This window comes from Pseudoalteromonas sp. K222D (genome assembly GCF_017653575.1).
Classification (GTDB): Bacteria; Pseudomonadota; Gammaproteobacteria; order Enterobacterales; family Alteromonadaceae; genus Pseudoalteromonas; species Pseudoalteromonas nigrifaciens.
In genome coordinates this window covers 38,683-59,259 of the sequence record NZ_JAGGDL010000004.1, presented here as the reverse complement: position 1 = coordinate 59,259, position 20,577 = coordinate 38,683, and the positions used below count along the sequence as shown (strand labels likewise).

General features: G+C 41.1%; 18 protein-coding genes. 14 read left to right on the top strand and 4 right to left on the bottom strand.

Annotated features, from left to right (window positions below; translation table 11 throughout):
- Nucleotides 1-66: 66 nt before the first annotated feature.
- Nucleotides 67-1,026, top strand: a complete 960-nt coding sequence (locus J5X91_RS03720; protein ID WP_011329167.1) for a YihY/virulence factor BrkB family protein — start codon at nt 67-69, stop codon at nt 1,024-1,026.
- A 57-nt stretch (nt 1,027-1,083) separates the two neighbouring features.
- Here J5X91_RS03720 and J5X91_RS03715 read toward each other — a convergent pair whose 3' ends face one another.
- The gene (locus J5X91_RS03715) at nt 1,084-4,107 is read right to left on the bottom strand and encodes an EAL domain-containing protein (protein ID WP_348272514.1); all 3,024 of its coding nucleotides are present in this window, start codon (nt 4,105-4,107) and stop codon (nt 1,084-1,086) included.
- A 349-nt stretch (nt 4,108-4,456) separates the two neighbouring features.
- On the opposite strand from J5X91_RS03715, the gene J5X91_RS03710 reads away from it, so the two are divergent.
- Nucleotides 4,457-5,299, top strand: a complete 843-nt coding sequence (locus J5X91_RS03710) for a pirin family protein (protein ID WP_011329165.1) — start codon at nt 4,457-4,459, stop codon at nt 5,297-5,299.
- 103 nt (nt 5,300-5,402) lie between these two features.
- Here J5X91_RS03710 and J5X91_RS03705 read toward each other — a convergent pair whose 3' ends face one another.
- The 3 genes from J5X91_RS03705 to J5X91_RS03695 all read right to left on the bottom strand — a co-directional run bounded on the left by J5X91_RS03705 (nt 5,403) and on the right by J5X91_RS03695 (nt 6,634).
- Nucleotides 5,403-5,645 (bottom strand): hypothetical protein, encoded by a 243-nt coding sequence (locus J5X91_RS03705; RefSeq protein ID WP_011329164.1) that lies wholly within the window; start codon nt 5,643-5,645, stop codon nt 5,403-5,405.
- A gap of 200 nt (nt 5,646-5,845) precedes the next feature.
- Nucleotides 5,846-6,301 (bottom strand): hypothetical protein, encoded by a 456-nt coding sequence (locus tag J5X91_RS03700; protein WP_011329163.1) that lies wholly within the window; start codon nt 6,299-6,301, stop codon nt 5,846-5,848.
- A 6-nt stretch (nt 6,302-6,307) separates the two neighbouring features.
- Nucleotides 6,308-6,634 carry a hypothetical protein gene (locus tag J5X91_RS03695; RefSeq protein ID WP_011329162.1) on the bottom strand — a complete coding sequence of 109 codons (327 nt, stop codon included), beginning with the start codon at nt 6,632-6,634 and terminating at the stop codon, nt 6,308-6,310.
- 492 nt (nt 6,635-7,126) lie between these two features.
- On the opposite strand from J5X91_RS03695, the gene mraZ reads away from it, so the two are divergent.
- Genes mraZ through J5X91_RS03635 form a run of 12 tightly spaced genes read left to right on the top strand, consistent with a single transcriptional unit; the run spans nt 7,127 to nt 20,576 of the window.
- Nucleotides 7,127-7,585 carry a division/cell wall cluster transcriptional repressor MraZ gene (mraZ, locus tag J5X91_RS03690; RefSeq protein ID WP_011329161.1) on the top strand — a complete coding sequence of 153 codons (459 nt, stop codon included), beginning with the start codon at nt 7,127-7,129 and terminating at the stop codon, nt 7,583-7,585.
- 28 nt (nt 7,586-7,613) lie between these two features.
- Nucleotides 7,614-8,552: a 16S rRNA (cytosine(1402)-N(4))-methyltransferase RsmH gene (gene rsmH / locus J5X91_RS03685; protein WP_208834086.1), complete on the top strand. Its 939-nt coding sequence runs from the start codon at nt 7,614-7,616 to the stop codon at nt 8,550-8,552.
- Nucleotides 8,549-8,875 (top strand): cell division protein FtsL, encoded by a 327-nt coding sequence (gene ftsL / locus J5X91_RS03680; RefSeq protein ID WP_011329159.1) that lies wholly within the window; start codon nt 8,549-8,551, stop codon nt 8,873-8,875. The genes rsmH and ftsL overlap by 4 nt, the downstream gene beginning before the upstream one ends.
- Nucleotides 8,872-10,689, top strand: coding sequence for a peptidoglycan glycosyltransferase FtsI (locus tag J5X91_RS03675; RefSeq protein ID WP_011329158.1), 1,818 nt, complete (start codon nt 8,872-8,874; stop codon nt 10,687-10,689). Before ftsL ends, J5X91_RS03675 begins: the two co-directional genes overlap by 4 nt.
- The gene (murE, locus tag J5X91_RS03670) at nt 10,682-12,160 is read left to right on the top strand and encodes a UDP-N-acetylmuramoyl-L-alanyl-D-glutamate--2,6-diaminopimelate ligase (protein ID WP_208834085.1); all 1,479 of its coding nucleotides are present in this window, start codon (nt 10,682-10,684) and stop codon (nt 12,158-12,160) included. The genes J5X91_RS03675 and murE overlap by 8 nt, the downstream gene beginning before the upstream one ends.
- Entirely contained in the window at nt 12,157-13,539 is a 1,383-nt protein-coding gene (murF, locus tag J5X91_RS03665) for a UDP-N-acetylmuramoyl-tripeptide--D-alanyl-D-alanine ligase (RefSeq protein WP_011329156.1), read from the top strand. The genes murE and murF overlap by 4 nt, the downstream gene beginning before the upstream one ends.
- Complete coding sequence (gene mraY / locus J5X91_RS03660) at nt 13,539-14,621, top strand: phospho-N-acetylmuramoyl-pentapeptide-transferase (RefSeq protein WP_011329155.1); 1,083 nt, start codon at nt 13,539-13,541, stop codon at nt 14,619-14,621. Before murF ends, mraY begins: the two co-directional genes overlap by 1 nt.
- Nucleotides 14,622-15,962, top strand: a complete 1,341-nt coding sequence (gene murD, locus J5X91_RS03655) for a UDP-N-acetylmuramoyl-L-alanine--D-glutamate ligase (protein WP_208834084.1) — start codon at nt 14,622-14,624, stop codon at nt 15,960-15,962.
- On the top strand, nt 15,959-17,134 hold the full coding sequence (gene ftsW / locus J5X91_RS03650; protein ID WP_041454565.1) for a cell division protein FtsW: 1,176 nt from the start codon (nt 15,959-15,961) through the stop codon (nt 17,132-17,134). Before murD ends, ftsW begins: the two co-directional genes overlap by 4 nt.
- Nucleotides 17,131-18,207, top strand: a complete 1,077-nt coding sequence (murG, locus tag J5X91_RS03645) for an undecaprenyldiphospho-muramoylpentapeptide beta-N-acetylglucosaminyltransferase (RefSeq protein ID WP_208834083.1) — start codon at nt 17,131-17,133, stop codon at nt 18,205-18,207. Before ftsW ends, murG begins: the two co-directional genes overlap by 4 nt.
- A complete protein-coding gene (gene murC / locus J5X91_RS03640; RefSeq protein WP_041454564.1) occupies nt 18,208-19,659 on the top strand; it encodes a UDP-N-acetylmuramate--L-alanine ligase in 1,452 nt (483 codons plus the stop codon).
- The gene (locus J5X91_RS03635; RefSeq protein ID WP_011329150.1) at nt 19,656-20,576 is read left to right on the top strand and encodes a D-alanine--D-alanine ligase; all 921 of its coding nucleotides are present in this window, start codon (nt 19,656-19,658) and stop codon (nt 20,574-20,576) included. Before murC ends, J5X91_RS03635 begins: the two co-directional genes overlap by 4 nt.
- Nucleotide 20,577 lies beyond the last annotated feature (1 nt).

Sequence of the window (20,577 nt, the reverse complement as noted above, 5' to 3'; positions counted from 1 at the left end):
AATACCAAGCGCATTGGTGTTGGCAAACATTTTGCTCTCTTACTGCTATATAACAAAGGAGTTAAAATGAGCGATGTAAAACGTGGTCAAGATGCACAGCAACCAGTAAATATTCCGTTGCTTGGTTGGTGGGATATTACTAAGCGTATTTTTACTCAAATGAGTCGTGATAATTTATCGTTAGTGGCCGCTGGCGTGGCATTTTATGCGTTACTGGCTATTTTTCCAGCGCTTGCTGCACTTGTATCTATTTATGCCTATTTTGCATCACCTACAGATATTGGGGCGCATTTAAGTCAGGTAATTGAGCTGCTACCAGAGAGTACCGGAGAGTTAATTTTGTCGCAAATAGCCAGTATCGCCCAAAGCTCAAGTACTAGCTTGAGTTTGAGCGCAATTGGCACATTAATATTAACTATTTGGAGTAGTTCAAAGGGCAGCCAAGCATTAATTACAGCCTGTAATATAAGTTATCAGGAATATGAAAAACGCTCATTTTTTAAAGCACAACTTGTACGCTTTCTGTTTTCGATTGGCGCTATTGTGGTGGCTATTTTTGCGCTGTTAATTATTGGTATTTTACCGGTAGTACTTAATTTAGTGGGATTAAAAGAAAATATAGATTTACTCATCACGTTTATTTCATGGCCATTATTAGCATTTACTTTTAACTTTGCCTTAGTGCTTTTATACCGTTACGCGCCGCATCGTAAACCTGCTAAATGGCGTTGGATCACCTTAGGATCTGTTATTGCGACAATTTTATGGATAGTCGCTTCAATTGGTTTTTCATTTTATGTATCGAAATTTGCCAGTTATAACGAAACTTATGGCTCGTTAGGTGGGGTGGTTATTATGCTGATGTGGCTATACATTAGTGCTTATATTGTAATTTTAGGGGCGACAATTAATGCTGCCTCAGAGCAACAAACTGCAATAGATAGTACAATAGGCCCAGATAAAAAAAGAGGTGAGCGCGGAGCCTATGTTGCCGATCATCTTGATGTGAAAGAGCTTAATAGGTAAGTAACTTTACAAGTACTCATAATAGAGTCTTGTAAAGTTTGGTGCCTAACGCTGTGGTTATTTTAGTGCAATGATTTGGCTTGTGGTTAGTAAGCTCATAAACTGCTCTTTAGGTAAGGGTTTTGAAAATAAATAGCCCTGCCCATAGTCGCAACCAGCTTCAAGTAACAGTTGCATTTGCTGCTTGGTTTCTATTCCTTCAGCAATTACTTTTAACCCTAACTGATGCGCCATAACGATAATGGTTTCGCACAATACCAGCTCCTGGCTACCTTTATTAATGTTATCAACAAAGCGTTTATCTATTTTAAGGTAGTCGGTATCCATTTCTTGTAAGTAAGCGAGAGAAGAGTAACCGGTGCCAAAATCATCAAGGGCTAATTGCATTCCCGACTGAACCAGTGCCTTTAAACGGCTTTGTGTTAAAGCCTCAGGGTTGACCATTAAGCCTTCTGTTATTTCAGCAACAATTGATGATGCAGGCAGGTTTGCTGCATTAAGCATAGCTCCCCACTCATCTATCCCGCTATCTGGGGTAGATAGCTGTATTGGCGATACATTAACGCTCAGCTGAAAATCATTGGTTATGTGTGCTTTTATATCATTGAGTGTTTGTAATGCTTGGGAGAAAACAAATTGCCCAAGTATATTTATTTGTCGGGTTTCCTCAGCTAACGGAATAAAGTCAGCAGGGCTTATTAAGCCTTTTTCAGGGTGACGCCAACGAATTAATCCTTCAGCTTTGTGTACGTGCAAGTCTTTTAGGCAGACGATAGGTTGATAAAACAATTCAAACTGCTCAAGCTCTATTGCTGTTCGTAATTCTTTAAGTAGCAGCATGCGCATTTGCGCTTTTTCGCGCATGTCATGGGAGAAAAATTCAAAGCCATTACGGCCATTAACTTTTGCTTTATACATTGCTTGATCGGCTGCTTTGAGTAACTGCTCAGTATTTTCGCCATCATTAGGGGCTGAGGCAATACCTATACTGGCACTAATAAACAACTCTTCGTTTTCAATATAAATAGCCGATGACAAGCTAAGTAAAATATTTTCAGCTATTTGCTTTATATGCTGTTCTTTAATTTTACTAAATACGATTACAAATTCGTCGCCGCCAATGCGGGCAACAAACTCGGCATTTTTTGCTGACTCTAAAATACGCTGCGACACAAATTTAAGTAAAGCATCACCATAATGGTGCCCTAAAGTGTCGTTAACGTCTTTAAAGTGATCTATGTCGAGCAACATAATAACCAGTTGCTCGGCATTATTTTCTACACGCATAAAACATTCATTTAAACGTTTTTTTAACTCTAATCGATTCGGTAAGTCAGTAAGGTGATCAAAGTGAGCTTGTTTCCAAATAAGCGCATCGGCTTGTTTTTTTTCTGTTAAGTCTGTAAATATGGCTATACGACGAACCGGCATGTTATTGTCATCATACACAGTATCTATAGTTAACCATTCCACGTAAAGCTCACCATTTTTACGGCGATTAATAATTTCTCCCTGCCAACGCCCCGTGCTTGTTAGTTCTGCCCACAGAGCCTGATAAAATGTCTTATCGTGCTTGCCAGAGGACAAAACACTGATCGTTTTATTAATTACTTCTTCTTTAGAAAAAAGCGTGGTTTTACTAAAAGCAGGATTAACATCGAATATAATGCCATTTTCATCGGTTATAGCCATTCCTTCACTACTGTTACCGTACACAAGCGCCGCTAAGTGTAGGGCTTCTTCATTTTGTTTGCGCTGGGTTATATCGCGTAGCACTACTACAAACTCATGGTTAGTTTGCATTGGGTTTATTCTGGCTTCAAAGTTTTTAATATCAGTTTGGCTTTGCAAGGTAAACTCTAAGTTATTTGAGTTATTTGAAGTTGAAGTAGGGAGGTTATTGAGAATTAACTGTGCATTACGCTCAGTAACAAAACTAGCTAAAGTTAAGTTGTTTACCGATTGCGTAACACCAGGAATATTAAATGAGCCCCCAATATTAGAAACATCACCTTTGTTGTTAATCTTTAAGTAACTATCTGGCAGTGCACTTAATAAACTGGTTAACTCATCGTGTTTATTTTTAAGGTTAGCCTCAGTAGCTAAGCGAGTTTCAGCCATTATTTTAAAGCGTTGATATAAAACCTTGAGCTCGGGGCTGTTAGGAGTATCATTTTGCTCAGATGGCATAACGCCATTTGCTAAGCTGTCGGTTGCTTTAGTTAGATTATTAATAGGTGTAAAAATACTTACTTTTAGTAGTTTGTAGGCAATAAATGTTAGCAGTAATAAAAAGGTTATAAATACAGTTAAAGAGATTATAAAGTTATGATTTATTTGTGCTAAAACATCGGTGACGGGTAAACCAATATAAATATCTAAGTTGTTATTATGTGGATCGTTATAAAGAGTTGAGCGAGAAAAAATACGGGTAACACCTTGCTCATCTGTAATAAAATGAGAATCAGCCTGCATCGACTCCACATAATTTTGGGCAATACTATTACCTATTAAAGCAGTGTTTTTGGGGTAGTGAGCTAAAATTTTAGTGTTAGAGTCAACAATAGCAACTAACGATCCATCAGGTAAGTTAATTTCATTTATTGCTGCATTCCACCAATCTAAGGCAATTACTATGACAATAACGCCTTTGGTAACCCCAGCGGTATTTTTTAACGACAGCGCAAAATTCACCGTTGTTGTTTGTAAACTTCGATCTAGCTGAAAATAGCCTACAGATAACATGTCGCTATTTAATGCATTTTTAAAATAATCTCTATCTGCAATATTTATATTTGTTACTTGCCCCGATGTGACGCAACTAACATTCCCCTGCAAGTCAATCATGCCAATATTAGCAACATTATTGTAGAGTGACTTAAATAGCTCAAAATAGTTAGGACAGGTGGTTAGCAGCTCATCATGCTTGCTTTCTTGTTGTGCGATATAGCGCGCTAAACGCTCAATATCATCAAGCATATTTTTTTGTTGTAATGAAAAACGGTTGGCAATATTGGTTGCTTGTAGCTCACTTTGCTTAATTGAATAGTTACGTTCTAGTAATAACGTAAAAATGATCACAGCGACCCCAGGAATGCTAAATAAAATAAGCAAACGGTACAGCTGATTTTTAAGTGAAGTGGTAAAAATAATAATGCCTTAATAGAGATTTACGCCAAAAATAATTGTAGCTAACTTTTTGTTTAATAACCATATAAATAATAAGGATTAAAGCATTGCTTATTAAATCAAAAATCAGCTGTAATAACTACTTTAACAGCAAGTCATTTAATAATGGTTATAGCAAACTGTAATGTTTTAGGATAAAAACTAAAATTCGTTTAAAAAGAATAAATGGTACGAATTAAACATATATACGTAAATTTTCAGTGTGATTAAATAGTGTTATCTACTTTATTGGAGCAATAAAATGAAAGTAATTAAACAACTAAGTGCGCACGCAACCCAAGATGGTGATGGCGTTAATATTAGTAGAATTCCCGGTTTTGATGGCAAGCACCTAGATCCCTTTTTAATGATTGACGAACTAAAGTCAGATAATAAAAACGATTACATTGGCGGTTTTCCTGCGCATCCTCATCGTGGTATGGAAACCTTTACCTATATTATTAAAGGTGGCTTTGAACACCGTGACCAAATGGGTAATAAAAAGGCCATAAAAGCAGGCGATGTACAATGGATGAGTACAGGTAAAGGGGTAATGCACAGTGAAATGCCATTGGCAGATGCCAATGAAGGGTTACATGGTTTTCAGATATGGATCAATATGCCCAGTGCAGAAAAAATGCGCGCACCAATTTACCAAGATACAACAGCGCACCCTGCGCCAGTTGCCTCCAATGATAATGGAGTAACACTTAAAGCATTGGCAGGCACATGGCAGTTTGCCGATCAGGCTTTAACATCAAGCCTACAAACGCTCGCTGCAAATGCCGCTTTAGCTGATGTAACTTTACCTGCAGGACAGCGTTTTGAGTTGCCACCACTTAGCCAGCAAAAAGTGATGCTATATATTCATACCGGTTCGTTAACTACGCAAGCAGGTAACGTTATTGCAGCAAAACAGCTGTTAATACTAGAACCAGGTAGTGACATTGACTTATATACAGAGCAAGGAGCAGGTGTGCTTATTTTAGCTGGTGATGAGCTTCAACAACCAATTGCTCACATGGGGCCATTTGTAATGACCACTGAAGCTGAAATTCAGCAAGCTATTCGTGATTATCAAAACGGTGAGTTTGGTAATATTTAGAATCGCCGATTTATGATCAATGATCAATTAAGCCGCTTAACAAAGGCTAAAGCTATCAATTAGTGCTGCGCTATTATTTATTGCGCGGCACTGGTTTTATCCATTAAGCTAATAATCTTGCTAGCCAAGCATATTTTTTGATTAAACCAGATTTAGTACTACTAGCCTGCACAACAGCACCGGCTAAAAATGCGCTTGAAATACCAACTTTGGTAACCGCAAAGCGTTTTAATCTGTACTTAAACGCCATGTGATGTTGGCGTTTTAATTCACTTTGTAAATCCATTTGTTTACTAAGATTATTCACCGCTTTGTTTGGCGACTGAATTAAATAGTTAACCAGCATTGTTATCTCCTTGAAGGTTAAATAACCTGAACTTTAGATAATAAATCTATCTCAAACAGCTACTTTAAGCGCTAACTGCGTTGAATTTACTTGCAATAGGCCAGCTATTGACGCGTCAATTCGTCTTGTTTTCACTGAAAGTTTCTGGCTAGAAAAAATAAATTTAAACATAGCTATGATTCAATACGTTAGTAAATCTTTTAACCAGAGTTCAGGTTAAATAACTGTTTTAAGCTACGTAATGTTTTACTAAAGCCAATTTTGTTACTTAAATAAATAGCACTTTTCCAAAGCCAAATTAAGCCTATAACTTGTAGTAAAGTTGCGGTTGCTATACTTAGCCATACAGAGGCAAATAACTCATAAACTCCAAAGCCAATTGCGCCCAATAAAACAATCCACAACAAAATCAAACCGCTGGCAAAACAACCCAAAAGTATAGTAATGAGTGCAAGTGATCTGAGCGACAAATGCCACTCAGCTTTTGCTAATTGTTTGGTAAGTTTGCCTTGCGTTTTGTAGTCATCCTTAATTTGCTCAGAATAGGCTAAAAGCTTAGCAATATGATCTTGCCAATCTTCCTTTTGGCTCGCGTCTTGGGCCGTTTGATTTTGAGCGTCACCATCCTTGGTCGCTGTTGTTTGTGGATTATTCATCATTGTTTACTTACGACGAAACAATGCAGTTACTAGCATACCTGCGGCAAATGCAATTCCAGCTGTTGCTAATGGGTTCTCTGCTGCAAGGGTGCGTGTTTTAGATGTATATTCACCTAGTTTTTCACGGGCAATGAGTTGCTTTTCACTCAGTGTTTCAGCAGAGCTAGTTGCCCCTTTTCTTACGCTGCTCTCTGCTACGGCTGCTTTACTAGAAAGTGCATCTACTGCGTCGTGTGCAGCCGATGTTGCTTTTTCTGTAAAGGGTGCTTCGTTAACTTCAGGTTTAGTCGCTGTAGTTGTTGATGTTTTAGTATTTGTTGCAGTAGCCATAATCAATCCTTAATAAAAATAAAGTTAAAAAATTTATTGGTAAGTATATAGCTGCAATGATCAAACCAACTTTAAAATAACTTTAACTATATGATTTATATTGATATATGTGTTTTACGGTTGGCCAGCTTTAACTTGAGTCGTAACAATTGCCATATAATTGAGTAAATTTTACAAATGGCTAAATCACGCCTTAAAATTTGTAATTGTTCACTGGTTATTCAGTAAGCAAAAAGTGTAAACGAAAGGTTACTTAAAATGATAAGAAAAAATCTCACCACGAATTCCATTTTTTCCCACTTAATTCAATCGCTTTACGCTAAGCCTTATTTTTTCTAGCTTTGAGACGCGTTAAAGGAAGCCTGATTACTTGACAAAAAGCCTTGTCAAGCCCTAAACTGGAGCACTGTGGTAAAAAGTGGTTTATAGTGGATCAAAATGGATCGGGTTAATCAAAAGTGTTGATTAAAACAATTTTAAAGTAGGCTTTTTATGTTTCGTGGCGCAAGTTCGCTGAGTTTGGATGATAAAGGACGTTTTGCGGTACCCACTAAGTACCGAGACGATCTATTGTCTGAAGATCAGGGAACGGTTATTTGTACCGTCGCATTAAATGAGCCGTGTTTATGGTTATATCCATTGGCACAATGGCAAGAAATAGAAAGCCGCCTAGCAAAAATATCTAATATGAACCCACGAGCCCGTCGTATGCAGCGCATGTTGCTGGGTAATGCTACTGAATATCAACTTGATAAAAATGGCCGGATTTTGCTAGCGCCTTCTTTGCGCGCCCATGCAGATCTTGGCAAAAAAATCATGCTAGTTGGTTTAATGAATAAATTTGAAATATGGGATGAAGCGCGTTGGCATCAGCAAATGCGCCAAGATACAGAGCTTGAAAGGCTTGGTGATTTTGAACCACACCCAGATTTAGATAATTTCACACTCTAACGGCACAATAAAAGGCAAACAATAGCTAATGACAGCACAATTTGAACACGTATCCGTGCTTATGGACGAAACCATAGATGCACTTGCAATTAAGTCAGACGGTATATACATGGATGGCACTTTTGGACGTGGCGGTCATTCAGGTCAAATATTAGCGCGCCTTGGTAGTGAAGGTCGCCTACAGGCCATAGATCAAGATCCACAAGCAATTAAATCGGCTGAAAAATTTGCAGATGATCCACGCTTTGCAATTGCTCATACACGCTTTTCAAACCTATACGATGTGGCTGAGCAAAACGATCTGATTGGCAAAGTTGATGGCATTTTACTTGATATTGGCGTGTCGTCGCCACAGCTTGACGATGCACTGCGTGGCTTTAGCTTTATGAAAGATGGCCCGCTAGATATGCGCATGGATCCAACCACAGGGCGCAGTGCTGCACAGTGGCTGGCCGAAGCTGAACTTGACGATATTACCCATGTTATTAAAAAACTAGGTGAAGAAAAGTTTGGTAAGCGCATTGCGCACAAAGTGCTGGAAGTTCGCGAACATACGCCAATTACCACCACTAAGCAGCTTGCCGACTTGGTAGATGAAGCGGTACCGGTTAAAGATAAATTTAAACACCCAGCTACACGAACTTTTCAGGCTATTCGCATTTATATAAATAGTGAATTAGAAGAAATTCAAACAGCATTACAATCTGCGATTAAAGTTCTTAAGCCAGGTGGTCGCTTAGTTGTTATTTCGTTCCACTCTTTAGAGGATCGTATTGTAAAACAATTTATTAGAAAGCAAAGCCGTGGCGAGACGCTACCTCGAGGTTTACCTTTAACTGACGCACAAATAAATCAAAATTTGACATTAAAAGCTGTGGGTAAAGCCATTAAGCCAAGCGCTGCAGAAGTAGAGCGTAACCCACGTTCACGTAGCTCTGTACTTAGGATTGCGCAGAGGCTGGGATGAGTAAAAAAGCGAGCTATCGTCAACCTAATTTATTTTTTGAAATAATTAAAGGCCTAGGTGCTAATAAGCTTACCTCGGCCTTATTGGTTGTGATACTCGCTTCTAGTTTAACTTTGGTGCAAATAACGCACCTTGCGCGAGGGCAACTTATCGAGCAAGACTCGTTACTGCAACAACGCGACGAATTAGATTTAGAGTGGCGTTACTTATTAGTAGAAGAAGAGTTTTACTCTCAGCATGCACGCATTGAAGAAGTTGCTATATCGCAGTTAAAAATGAAACGGCCAACCAGCCAAGATGAGCAGGTGATAATACTACAATGAGAACTCGCGGCAAAAAACCGGTTAATAATTTAATCACATGGCGCTTTACTTTAGTTTGCGCAGTGGTGTTTTTAGTGTTTGTAACACTGGTAGCCCGTGCTGCTTATTTGCAAATATTAGAACCAGATAAAGCCCGCTCAGAAAGCGATAAGCGTACCGTGCGAGTTGAAAAACTGCATGTACAACGAGGCATGATATTTGACCGCAATGGTAAAGAATTAGCGGTAAGTGTACCTGTAGTGAGTGTGTATGCAGACCCCAAAGCACTGCACAAATCATTGGTATCTAAAGTACTAAGGCAAGCACGTAAAAATGGTGAAGATCACCAAGCATTAGCAGAAAATACTGCTGAGCTAGATAAGCGTACTGCACTTTATTATAAAAACGATTTGCGCTGGCGTGAGCTTGCCGATGTTTTACGTTTAGAACCTAAAAAAATAAACTCACGCTTGCTAAACGATCCAACGCGCCGCTTTGTATATTTAAAGCGTCAAGTAACCCCCGCAGTGGCAAATTACATTGGTGATTTACGCCTACCAGGCATTCATTTACTCGACGAGTCAAAACGCTATTATCCCGCAGGCGAAGTAACTGCGCATATTATTGGCTTCACAAATATTGATGGTAAGGGTATTGAAGGCATAGAAAAGCTTTACGAAAATGCCCTTACAGGTGAAGAAGGCCGTCGTACAATTCGTAAAGACGCCCAAGGCCGTGAAGTTGCAGTACTTGACGAGCGAGAGCGTGTAGAGCCCGAAAGCATTCACTTAAGTATTGATCAGCGCATTCAAGGTATTGCTTACAAAGCGCTAAAATCGGCAGTGCTTACTTATAAAGCCACATCTGGCTCTGCCATGGTGGTAGATGTTAAAACCGGCGAAGTATTGGCTATGGTAAATAGCCCATCGTTTAATCCTAATAATTTAAATGACGCTGCCCCGCATAAGCGCCGTAACCGTGCTATTACAGATTTGTTTGAACCAGGTTCAACCGTTAAGCCTCTAGCCATTTTAGCTGGGCTAGACTACGGCGCAATTAAGGCCGATGACACCATTGACACCTACCCAGGTTGGATGCGATTAGGCGGCAGCTTAGTACAAGATACCCGTAACCACGGTGAGATGACGCTGCGCGAAATTTTAAAATATTCCTCAAATATGGGCGTTGCTAAAGTAACTCAGTTGGTACCCAAAGATTATTTAGTGGGATTATTTCAAAAGGTAGGATTTGGATCAGATTCTGGCACTGGTATGGTGGGTGAAAGCAGTGGGTTGTTTTATCCAAATCGCCGTTGGTCTGACTTCGAAATTGCTACATTATCATTTGGTTATGCTATTGCGGTAAGTACCGCGCAAATGGCACGTTTTTACACCATGTTAGGCGCAGGCGGAATTAATCGGCCATTAACCATTTTAAAGCAAGATGACATCCCTGAGGGGGAGCGTGTTTTTAAACAAAAAGACGTAGAAGCGGTTGTACACATGATGGAAAGTGTATTTGAAAAAGACGGTACAGCGCGCAGAATTAACGTAGATGGTTATCGCGCTGCTGGTAAAACAGGTACTTCTAAAAAAGCAGCTGTTGGTGGCTACGGTGACGAATATGTAGGCTACTTTGCCGGTATTGCACCTGCAAGTAATCCTAGATTAGCAGTGGTAGTGATGATTAACGAACCCGGCGGCGATGTGTACTATGGAGGTGCCACTGCTGGCCCTGCATTTGCAGAAATCGTCTCTAACGCATTAAGAATATTAAACGTAGCGCCCGATAAGGAAGAGGTAGCGTACGTAAAAGGTAAAGAGAACGATGCGTGATTTAAAAGCAATTTTAAAATATATAGAGATAGATGCCCCCTCGCAGCAGGTAGGGCACCTACGACTTGATAGCCGGGAAGTAACGCCCGGTGATGTATTTGTGGCAATTAAAGGTCATCAATTAGATGGCGGACAATTTATTGCGAAGGCAATTGAAAATGGCGCGGTTGCAATTATTGCCGACAGATTATGCGAATTTGAAACTAGTTTTGAGCCACTTTACTTAGTGTCAGAGCTGACTAAAAAGCTCCCTGAGCTGGCGAGTCGCTTTTACCAGCAGCCAAGCCATATGCTTGATTTAATTGGTGTGACAGGTACAAACGGTAAATCGACCACCACGGCTATGATCGCTCATTTAGCGCAGTTTTGTAACAGCCAGTCGGCCATTATTGGCACCTTAGGCTATGGTCATCCAGATAATCTAACACCACTAATAAATACCACGCCATCGTCGGTTGATTTACAACGAATTTTAAATGATTTAAAGCAGCAAAATACCAAGCTAGTGGCGATGGAAGTGTCATCCCACGGATTAGTACAGCAGCGGGTTGCACAGTGTCAATTTAAAGCGGCGGTATTTACTAATTTATCGCGCGATCACCTCGACTACCATGGTGACATGGCGCGTTATGGTGATGCTAAGCTAATGTTGTTTAAAGACTTTGAGCCTGAACTTGTGGTTCTTAATCAAGATGATGGACAAACAGAACAGTGGCTCGAAAAATACAGCTTTAACAGTTTAGTGTGTTACGGGCGAAAAAACTTACCACCTAAAAATGCACAGTTTGTGTACTTTTCAGACGTTACTTATTCAGCGCAAGGCATAGCAGCACAATTAACTACAAGCTGGGGCGATATTGCTATAAAGTCGCCGTTATTTGGCGAATTTAATTTATATAATTTAACTGCGGCACTTGCAACTTTATTGGGGCTAGGTTATCCGCTAGCACAATTAATTGCAGGCTGTGCGCAATTGCAACCGGTAGCCGGACGCATGCAAGCATTTAGCGCCAAAGGCAAGCCAACCTGTATTGTTGATTACGCTCACACACCCGAGGCGCTTGCGCTTGCGCTGCAAGCATTACAGCAGCATGTACCTGGTGGAGTAAGTTGTGTATTTGGTTGTGGTGGCGACCGCGATAAAGGCAAGCGGGCATTAATGGCACAAGCGGCAGAGCAAAATGCGGATAAGGTTATTATTACCAGTGATAATCCACGTTCAGAAAATCCTGACGCCATTATTGCCGATGTAGCACAAGGTTTAGCGCAGCCAACAAAAGCTTATTTAGAGGCCGATAGAGCAACAGCTATTAGTTACGCTATAAGCAATGCCAAAGCAGACGAGGTTATTCTTATTGCTGGTAAAGGCCATGAAGACTATCAAATAATAGGTGATCAGCGCATCGATTTTTGCGATCGCCGTTACGTACAACAACAACTAAAAAAAGCAGTAAGAGGGACTCAAGCATGATCCCGATGGATTTTGATTGGCTAGCTAACGTGCTGGCAACCGATTATCAAGGTGATAATCAACCAGTGCTAAATATAAATACAGATACTCGCAGCATTTGCAGTGGTGAAGTGTTTTTAGCACTAAAAGGGCCAAATTTTGATGGTCATAAATTTATTGCCCAAGCAAAACAAAATGGCGCGATTGGCGTTATTGTGCAGCACAAAGTTGATGTTGATATTCCACAGTTTATAGTTGCCGATACCCGTTTAGCATTGGGGATTATAGGCGGCGCAGTAATGGCGCAAGTAGCCCCTAAAACTATTGCCATTACTGGCAGCGTTGGCAAAACCACAGTAAAAGAAATGTGCGCTGCAATTTTATCTGTGCATGGCGATGTACTAGCCACTAAAGGTAATTTTAATAACGATATTGGCGTACCGCTAACCTTATTACGCTTAGAGCCGCAACACCGTTTTGCCGTTATAGAGTTGGGTGCAAATCATTTAGGTGAAATTGCTTATACCACCGCTATGACCAAACCCGATGTTGCCGTGGTATGTAATGTAGCCGCCGCTCACTTAGAAGGTTTTGGCAGCTTAATGGGTGTGGCTAAAGCCAAAGGCGAAATTTTTGATGGGCTTAAAGATGATGGCGTTGCCATTGTTAATTGCGACAGTGAGTTTAGCCAATATTGGCTAGATAAACTCGATGGCCGTAAAGTAACGCGTTTTTCGAGCAGTGAAAAACTCGATATTTGGGCTGAAAATATTAGCCTAGATGAAAATGCTCGCGCTAGCTTTACCCTATGCACTAAAAACGCACAAATACCGGTTAAGCTTGCGCTACCAGGTAAGCATAATATTAGTAATGCACTTATTGCAGCAGCACTAACCAGTGAGTTTGATGTCACCCTTGAGGATATAGCCAATGCGCTGGCAACCATGGGGGATGTAAAAGGCCGCGTTAATTTAATTAATGTTTCAGACTTATTAACTGTGGTTGATGATACCTATAACGCCAATGTTAAATCGGTTAAAGCCGCCATTGATTTACTAAGTGACATGCAAGGGCATCGTATTTTAGCACTGGGCGACATGGGTGAACTTGGCGAAGAAGCACGTCAATATCATCAAGAAGTAGGCGAATATGCATTAGAGCAAGGCATCAATGAGCTGTTTACTTTAGGTGTATTAAGTCGCTATGCCAGTGATGTGTATGGCCTGCCAAATAGGCACTTTTCAAACCGTGAGCAAATGCTGCAACAAATTCAAACAAGTATTAAAAAAGTAGATAAAAAAACCACCATAGTCGTGAAGGGATCACGCAGTTCTCGCATGGAGCTTTTAGTAACCGATTTAGTTAATGGCCAGCAACAAGCCATCAATGGAGTATTTTAATGTTAGTTTGGCTGGCAGAGTATTTAACCCAATATTACACGGGCTTTAATGTTTTTTCGTACTTAACCCTACGTGCGATTTTAGGGATTTTAACCGCATTAATGATGTCGCTTTATTTAGGGCCTAAGTTAATTCGCGCTTTGCAACGTATGCAAATAGGGCAAACAGTGCGCGATGACGGCCCACAATCGCATTTATCAAAATCGGGAACACCTACTATGGGTGGCTTACTGATTTTAGCGGCTATTTTTACCAGTACCTTATTATGGGCCGATTTATCAAATAAATATGTTTGGGCAACGTTATTTGTTATTGGCTCGTTAGGAGTGGTTGGCTTTGTGGATGACTACCGGAAAGTTATTCGTAAAGACCCTAAAGGTTTAATTGCTAAGTGGAAGTATTTTTGGCAATCAGTTATAGCCTTAGTTGTTGCTTGTGCATTATTTTTTACCAGCACTCAAGCCAATGAAACTTCGTTAGTTGTACCATTTTTTAAAGATGTATTACCGCAACTAGGCTTGTTTTACATTGTTATTACCTACTTTGCGTTAGTAGGAACATCAAACGCGGTAAACCTTACCGATGGACTTGATGGCCTTGCCATAGTACCCACTATTTTAGTGGCAGCAGCACTGGCAATTATTGCTTACTTAACTGGTAATGTGAATTTTTCGAATTACTTACATATTCCATATTTACCGCTGGCCAGTGAGCTTGTTGTGGTATGTACCGCAATAGTAGGCGCAGGGCTGGGCTTTTTATGGTTTAACACTTACCCAGCGCAAGTATTTATGGGCGATGTAGGCTCATTAGCATTAGGCGGTGCATTGGGTATTATTGCCGTATTAGTTCGCCAAGAGTTACTGCTTATTATTATGGGGGGAGTATTTGTAATGGAAGCCTTGTCGGTTATTTTACAAGTAGGCTCGTATAAATTACGCGGGCAACGAATTTTTAGAATGGCGCCTATCCATCATCATTACGAATTAAAAGGTTGGCCAGAGCCGCGGGTTATTGTGCGCTTTTGGATTATTTCAATCGTGCTAGTGTTAGCTGGCCTTGCGACGTTAAAGATTCGATAAATGCGATACTTAAGTGAGATAAAAAACAAACAAATAACAGTGCTCGGACTCGGTGTAACCGGTCTGGGCATTGTGCGTTTTTTAGTGTCTCAGGGTTTAACACCAACCGTGGTTGATAGCCGAATAAACCCACCGGGAATTGATTGGCTAAAACAAAATACGCCAACCTTAACTACCCGTTTTGGTGATTTGGACAGTGCCGATCTTTGCGCCAGCGATATGATCATTATTAGCCCAGGCCTTAGCTTAACAATTCCAGCAATTGCTAAAGCTATAAACGCAGGCGTTGAAGTGATTGGTGATGTTGAGTTGTTTGCCCGCATCAATACTAAACCTGTGGTTGCTGTTACGGGATCTAATGGTAAATCCACAGTAGTCACACTGGCGCAGCAGGTATTACTTGCTGCTGGCTATAAAGCAGCATTAGGTGGCAACATTGGCACCGCAGTGCTTGATTTACTACAAAGTGATTTAAGTAACAACGACGTTGATGTGTACGTATTGGAGTTGTCTAGTTTTCAGCTAGATACCACAACAAGTTTACAGCCAATTAGCGCCACCGTGCTGAATGTTTCAGAGGATCACCTCGATCGTTACGCCAGTTATCAAGCTTATATAGATTCCAAGCTGAGTATTTATAATAACGCAGCTTTAGTGATAACCAATGCAGACGACGAAGCCACGCATAGTAAAGCAAAATCCCAATTAAGTTTTGGTGCTAACCAGGGCGATTACAGCCTAGGCGAATATCAGCAACAAACATATTTTATGCAGGCTAACAAAGCCTTTTTACCAGTAACTAGCTTGGCAGTAGTAGGCAAGCACAATTATTTAAATGCTCTTGCGGTAATGGCGCTACTTAGCCCGTTTAATATTAGTAAAGCACAATACAGTACAGCATTTAGCCAATTCAATGGCCTTGCACACCGCTGTCAGTTTGTTGCTGAACGTGCTGGAGTTAAATACTTTAATGACTCTAAAGCCACTAATGTGGGGGCTACTATTGCTGCAATAGATAGCCTTGCAACTAATGGTCAACAATTAATAGTTATTGCTGGTGGGGATGCAAAAGGGGCCGATTTAAACGCCCTTACACCTTACTTACAGCAGCATGTTAAAGCGCTAATTTGCTTTGGAAAAGATGCCAAAGATTTAATGGCATTAACCAATAAAAGCCATTTAACCAATAATATGAGCGAAGCGGTAACACTGGCTAAGCAATTAAGCGAGCCCGGTAATATTGTGTTACTTGCCCCAGCTTGTGCCAGTATTGATATGTACAATAACTACATGCAACGCGGCGATGACTTTATACAATGTGTTAGGGCGGAACAGCCATGATGGCCTTTGCCGATATTAAAGAAGCACTAACGCCCAAGCCTTCGGCGCAGCTCTACGATGTACCATTATTGTATTGCATGCTGATGTTAATGGGGGTGGGTTTTGTCATGGTTACCAGTGCATCTATGCCTACAGCAGACAGATTATTTGGTAATATTTATCATTTTACTATTCGGCACGGTATATTTTTAGCTTTGTCGTTTTGTTTATTTTGGATCACCACTTCAGTGCCTATGAGCTGGTGGAAAAAAGCGAATCCGTACTTGTTGTTAGTGGGTTTAGGCTTATTACTTATAGTGCTTATTGTTGGCCGAGAAGTAAACGGTTCAACTCGTTGGATACCCATAGGGCCGTTTAACATTCAGGCATCTGAGCTGGCTAAGCTATTCTTTTTTAGTTATATATCAGGTTATTTGGTGCGTAAACGTAGCGAAGTCCAAGAAAACATAAAAGGTTTTATTAAGCCAATACTAGTGTTTGCGGCTTATGCAGGATTAATTTTAATGCAGCCTGACTTAGGTACTGTGGTCGTTATGTTTGTAACTACCGTGGGTTTATTGTTTTTAGCTGGTGCCAAACTTTGGCAGTTTTTTGTATTAATTCTAACCGGTGTTGCCTTGGTTATCGGGCTAATAGTGCTAGAACCATACCGTATGGCGCGGGTTATTGGCTTTTTAGAACCGTGGGACGATCCATTTGGCAAAGGGTATCAGTTAGTGCAATCGTTAATGGCTTACAGTCAAGGTGATTGGTTTGGCCAAGGCCTAGGTAACAGCGTACAAAAGCTACAATACTTACCCGAGGCGCATACCGATTTTATTTTTGCGGTAATAGCCGAAGAGCTTGGTTTTGTTGGTGTATCGAGCATATTAATAGTATTAGGCACCTTAGTGTTTAGAGCCTTACTAATTGGCCAAAATGCGCTTAAAAATGGTAAAGAATACGAAGGCTATTTAGCGTTGGCAATAGGTATTTGGTTTGCTTTTCAAACCATGGTGAACGTAGGCGCAAGTGCGGGTATTTTACCTACTAAAGGGTTAACACTGCCGTTTATTTCTTACGGTGGGTCGAGTTTACTCATGATGACAATTGCTGCTGGTATTTTATTACGTGTTGATTTTGAAACTAAAATGGCGACCAAACAAGCCACGTCAGGTGGAGCTAAGCGATGAGTAAAAAGTGTGTTGTAGTTGCCGGTGGTACTGGCGGACATATATTTCCGGGTATTGCTGTGGCCGACTACTTAAAGCAGCAAGGCTGGCAAGTAAGTTGGATAGGCACTCCCGATAGAATGGAAGCAACGGTTGTTCCTAAGCATAATATTGATATTAATTTTATTAATGTAAAAGGCGTACGTGGTAACGGAATAAAGCGTCTTATTAAAGCCCCATTCATGGTGTTTAATGCAATATTACAAGCGCGTAAGGTATTGAAAAGCGAAAAGCCCGATGTGGTACTCGCTATGGGCGGTTATGTAACTGGCCCAACAGGTATTGCAGCTAAAAGTTTAGGTATTCCGCTGGTGATTCATGAGCAAAACGCCATTGCCGGTATGAGCAATAAGTGGCTTGCTAAGTTTGCTAATCGGGTATTGGCGGCTTTTCCAAGTGCATTTGCTACAGGGCAAGCCGAGTTGGTTGGTAATCCAGTGCGAGAAAGCGTGGCAAATATTGCAGTGCGAGAAGTATCAAGCCCAATTAATATTTTAGTGGTAGGCGGCTCATTAGGAGCGCAAGTACTTAATACAACTTTGCCTGCTGCGTTTGCAGAGCTGGGTAATACCAATGCTATAAGTGTTTGGCACCAAACGGGTAAAGGGCACTTCGGCAGTGTTGAAGCTGCTTATAAGTCGCATAAATTTAGCACTGAAAATACAAAAGTAGCTGAATTTATAGATGATATAGACACAGCTTACGGCTGGGCTGATATTGTTATTTGCCGCTCGGGCGCGCTCACTGTGAGTGAAATTGCCGCTGCTGGTAAAATGGCAGTGTTTGTACCTTTTCCGCATGCGGTGGATGACCATCAAACAGCTAACGCACAGTATTTAGTTGTGGCAAATGGTGCATTACTAATGCCACAAGGGCAGTTTAATCAACAATCAATTGTTGCGCTTTTAAGCCCATATTTAGCTAAACCTTCATTAATTAAAGAAATGGCGGCAAATGCAAAACAGCAAGCCATTTTAGATGCCACAGCAAGCGTAGCTATGCACTGTGAGCAAGTAACCAATAAGAGAGCATAAGTGAAACAAACGTCAATAAGAGAGCAATATACACGACCAGCAATGCGTCGCATTGAAACCATCCACTTTGTTGGTATTGGCGGCGCAGGCATGGGCGGCATTGCCGAAGTACTCGCGTTTGAAGGTTATAGGATTACCGGTTCAGACATTGCGCACAGCGCTATGACAGACAGGTTAATTAAAGCCGGTGCAGAGGTGTTTATTGGGCATCACGAAAATAACGTAAAAGATGCCAATGTAGTGGTTGTTTCCAGTGCTATTGATGAAACAAATCCAGAAATTATAGCCGCAAAGGCCGCAAGAGTACCTGTGGTACGCCGCGCCGAAATGCTCGCTGAGCTAATGCGCTTTCGCCACGGTATAGCTATTGCGGGTACACACGGTAAAACTACAACAACCAGTTTAATTGCCAGTATTTATGCACAAGCTGGCCTTGATCCAACATTTATAATTGGTGGCTTGTTAAATAGTGCCGGCAGCAATGCAAAAGTAGGTAAAAGCGACTTTTTAATCGCCGAAGCGGATGAAAGCGATGCCTCATTTTTACACTTACAGCCAATGGTATCGGTGATCACTAATATTGAAGAAGATCACATGGAAACCTATGGCGGCAGCCTAGAAAAAATGAAAGACACTTATGTGGACTTTATTCATAACCTGCCGTTTTATGGCTTAGCTGTAGTGTGTATTGACTCTGAAGTCGCGAGCGAGCTTATACCGCGTTTTGGTCGCCCAGTGATTACTTATGGCGAGTCGAGCGATGCGGATTATCGCATGAGCGACTTTAGCCAGTCGGCAAACACGTGCAAGTTTACGGTAACCAATAAACAAGGCGAGAGCTTAACCGCAACGCTAAATATGCCAGGCAAGCATAATGCACTTAATGCCACTGCAGCTATAGCGGTAGCAAAAGATCAAAATATTGCTAATTTCGCTATTTTAGAAGCATTGCAAAAATTTGAAGGTATTGGCCGACGTTTTCAGCACTACGGTGAATTTGAAAACGAACGTGGCAGCGTAATGTTAGTTGACGATTATGGGCATCATCCGTCAGAAGTGGCCGCCACTATTACCGCTGCTCGTGAAGGCTGGCCAGATAAGCGTTTAGTTATGGTGTATCAACCTCATCGCTTTACTCGTACTCGCGACTTGTACGAAGATTTTGTAAAGGTATTAGCCGAGGTTGATCAGTTGTTACTACTCGATGTATACAGTGCTGGCGAAGAGCCAATTGTAGGCGCAGATAGTAAAAGCTTATGCCGTAGTTTACGCCAGCGCGGTAAAGAGCCCCGCCACGTAGCTAATAGCGCAGAGCTGGCAAGCGTATTAGCCGATTGCTTACAAAATAACGATTTAGTATTAACCCAAGGGGCTGGCAACATAGGGCAATTAGTAAAAACCTTAGCCGCTACGGGTATGTCGATAGAAAAACTTAAACAAGGTGAAGTATGACACAGTTAAATACGCAGTTTGGTAAAGTAGCGGTGCTGTTAGGGGGTAACTCAGCAGAGCGTGAAGTGTCATTAAGATCAGGACAAGCGGTATTAAATGCATTGCAAAATCATGGCATAAACGCCATTGCCTTTGACCCAAAAGAGCGCCCGTTATGGGAGCTAAATGAGTTAGCAATTGATAGAGTGTTCATTGCACTGCATGGTCGTGGTGGCGAAGACGGTACAGTGCAAGGTGCGCTTGAATTTATGAACCTGCCGTATACTGGCAGTAACGTACTAGGCTCAGCGCTGGCTATGGATAAAGTGCGTTGTAAGCATTTATTTAAATCGGCAGGGTTAAGTACCGCTCCTTATACCGTGGTTGATGCCAAAAAAGGCTTTGATGCAGCGGCAATAATGCAGCAATTTAAAAAAGTGATGGTAAAGCCGTCACACGAAGGCTCAAGTATTGGTATGGCACAAGCAAGCACGCCACAAGAGCTTGAAGATGCACTGAGTAATGCGTTTAAGTTTGATAGCCAAGTGCTAGTTGAGCAGTGGATCAGTGGCCGCGAATTTACCATAACGGTATTAGGCGATGAAGTGTTGCCAGTAATCGAAATGACAACCCCCAATGGTTTTTATGATTACCAAGCTAAATATCAAGCAACCACCACGCAGTATCATTGCCCGGCAGATTTATCGCCTGCAGATACCGAGCACTTACAAGCAATGGCACTCGATGCATTTGATTTAGTAGGTGCTAGCGGCTGGGGACGCGTAGATGCAATGCAAGATCAGCAAGGTAATTTTTACTTATTAGAAGTAAATACAGTACCCGGTATGACCGAAAAGTCGCTTGTACCTATGGCGGCAAAAGCACATGGTGCAAGTTTTGAGCAATTAGTTGTTCGCATTTTGGAGCAAACACTTTAAT

Coding starts and splice junctions, on each gene's coding strand:
- murF (WP_011329156.1), top strand. CDS start 12,157: ATGATCCCGATGGATTTTGATTGGCTAGCTAACGTGCTGGCAACCGAT.
- J5X91_RS03695 (WP_011329162.1), bottom strand. CDS start 6,634: ATGGCTACTGCAACAAATACTAAAACATCAACAACTACAGCGACTAAA.
- murE (WP_208834085.1), top strand. CDS start 10,682: ATGCGTGATTTAAAAGCAATTTTAAAATATATAGAGATAGATGCCCCC.
- mraY (WP_011329155.1), top strand. CDS start 13,539: ATGTTAGTTTGGCTGGCAGAGTATTTAACCCAATATTACACGGGCTTT.
- J5X91_RS03710 (WP_011329165.1), top strand. CDS start 4,457: ATGAAAGTAATTAAACAACTAAGTGCGCACGCAACCCAAGATGGTGAT.
- mraZ (WP_011329161.1), top strand. CDS start 7,127: ATGTTTCGTGGCGCAAGTTCGCTGAGTTTGGATGATAAAGGACGTTTT.
- ftsL (WP_011329159.1), top strand. CDS start 8,549: ATGAGTAAAAAAGCGAGCTATCGTCAACCTAATTTATTTTTTGAAATA.
- murG (WP_208834083.1), top strand. CDS start 17,131: ATGAGTAAAAAGTGTGTTGTAGTTGCCGGTGGTACTGGCGGACATATA.
- J5X91_RS03635 (WP_011329150.1), top strand. CDS start 19,656: ATGACACAGTTAAATACGCAGTTTGGTAAAGTAGCGGTGCTGTTAGGG.
- ftsW (WP_041454565.1), top strand. CDS start 15,959: ATGATGGCCTTTGCCGATATTAAAGAAGCACTAACGCCCAAGCCTTCG.
- murD (WP_208834084.1), top strand. CDS start 14,622: ATGCGATACTTAAGTGAGATAAAAAACAAACAAATAACAGTGCTCGGA.
- J5X91_RS03720 (WP_011329167.1), top strand. CDS start 67: ATGAGCGATGTAAAACGTGGTCAAGATGCACAGCAACCAGTAAATATT.
- J5X91_RS03675 (WP_011329158.1), top strand. CDS start 8,872: ATGAGAACTCGCGGCAAAAAACCGGTTAATAATTTAATCACATGGCGC.
- J5X91_RS03700 (WP_011329163.1), bottom strand. CDS start 6,301: ATGAATAATCCACAAACAACAGCGACCAAGGATGGTGACGCTCAAAAT.
- rsmH (WP_208834086.1), top strand. CDS start 7,614: ATGACAGCACAATTTGAACACGTATCCGTGCTTATGGACGAAACCATA.
- J5X91_RS03705 (WP_011329164.1), bottom strand. CDS start 5,645: ATGCTGGTTAACTATTTAATTCAGTCGCCAAACAAAGCGGTGAATAAT.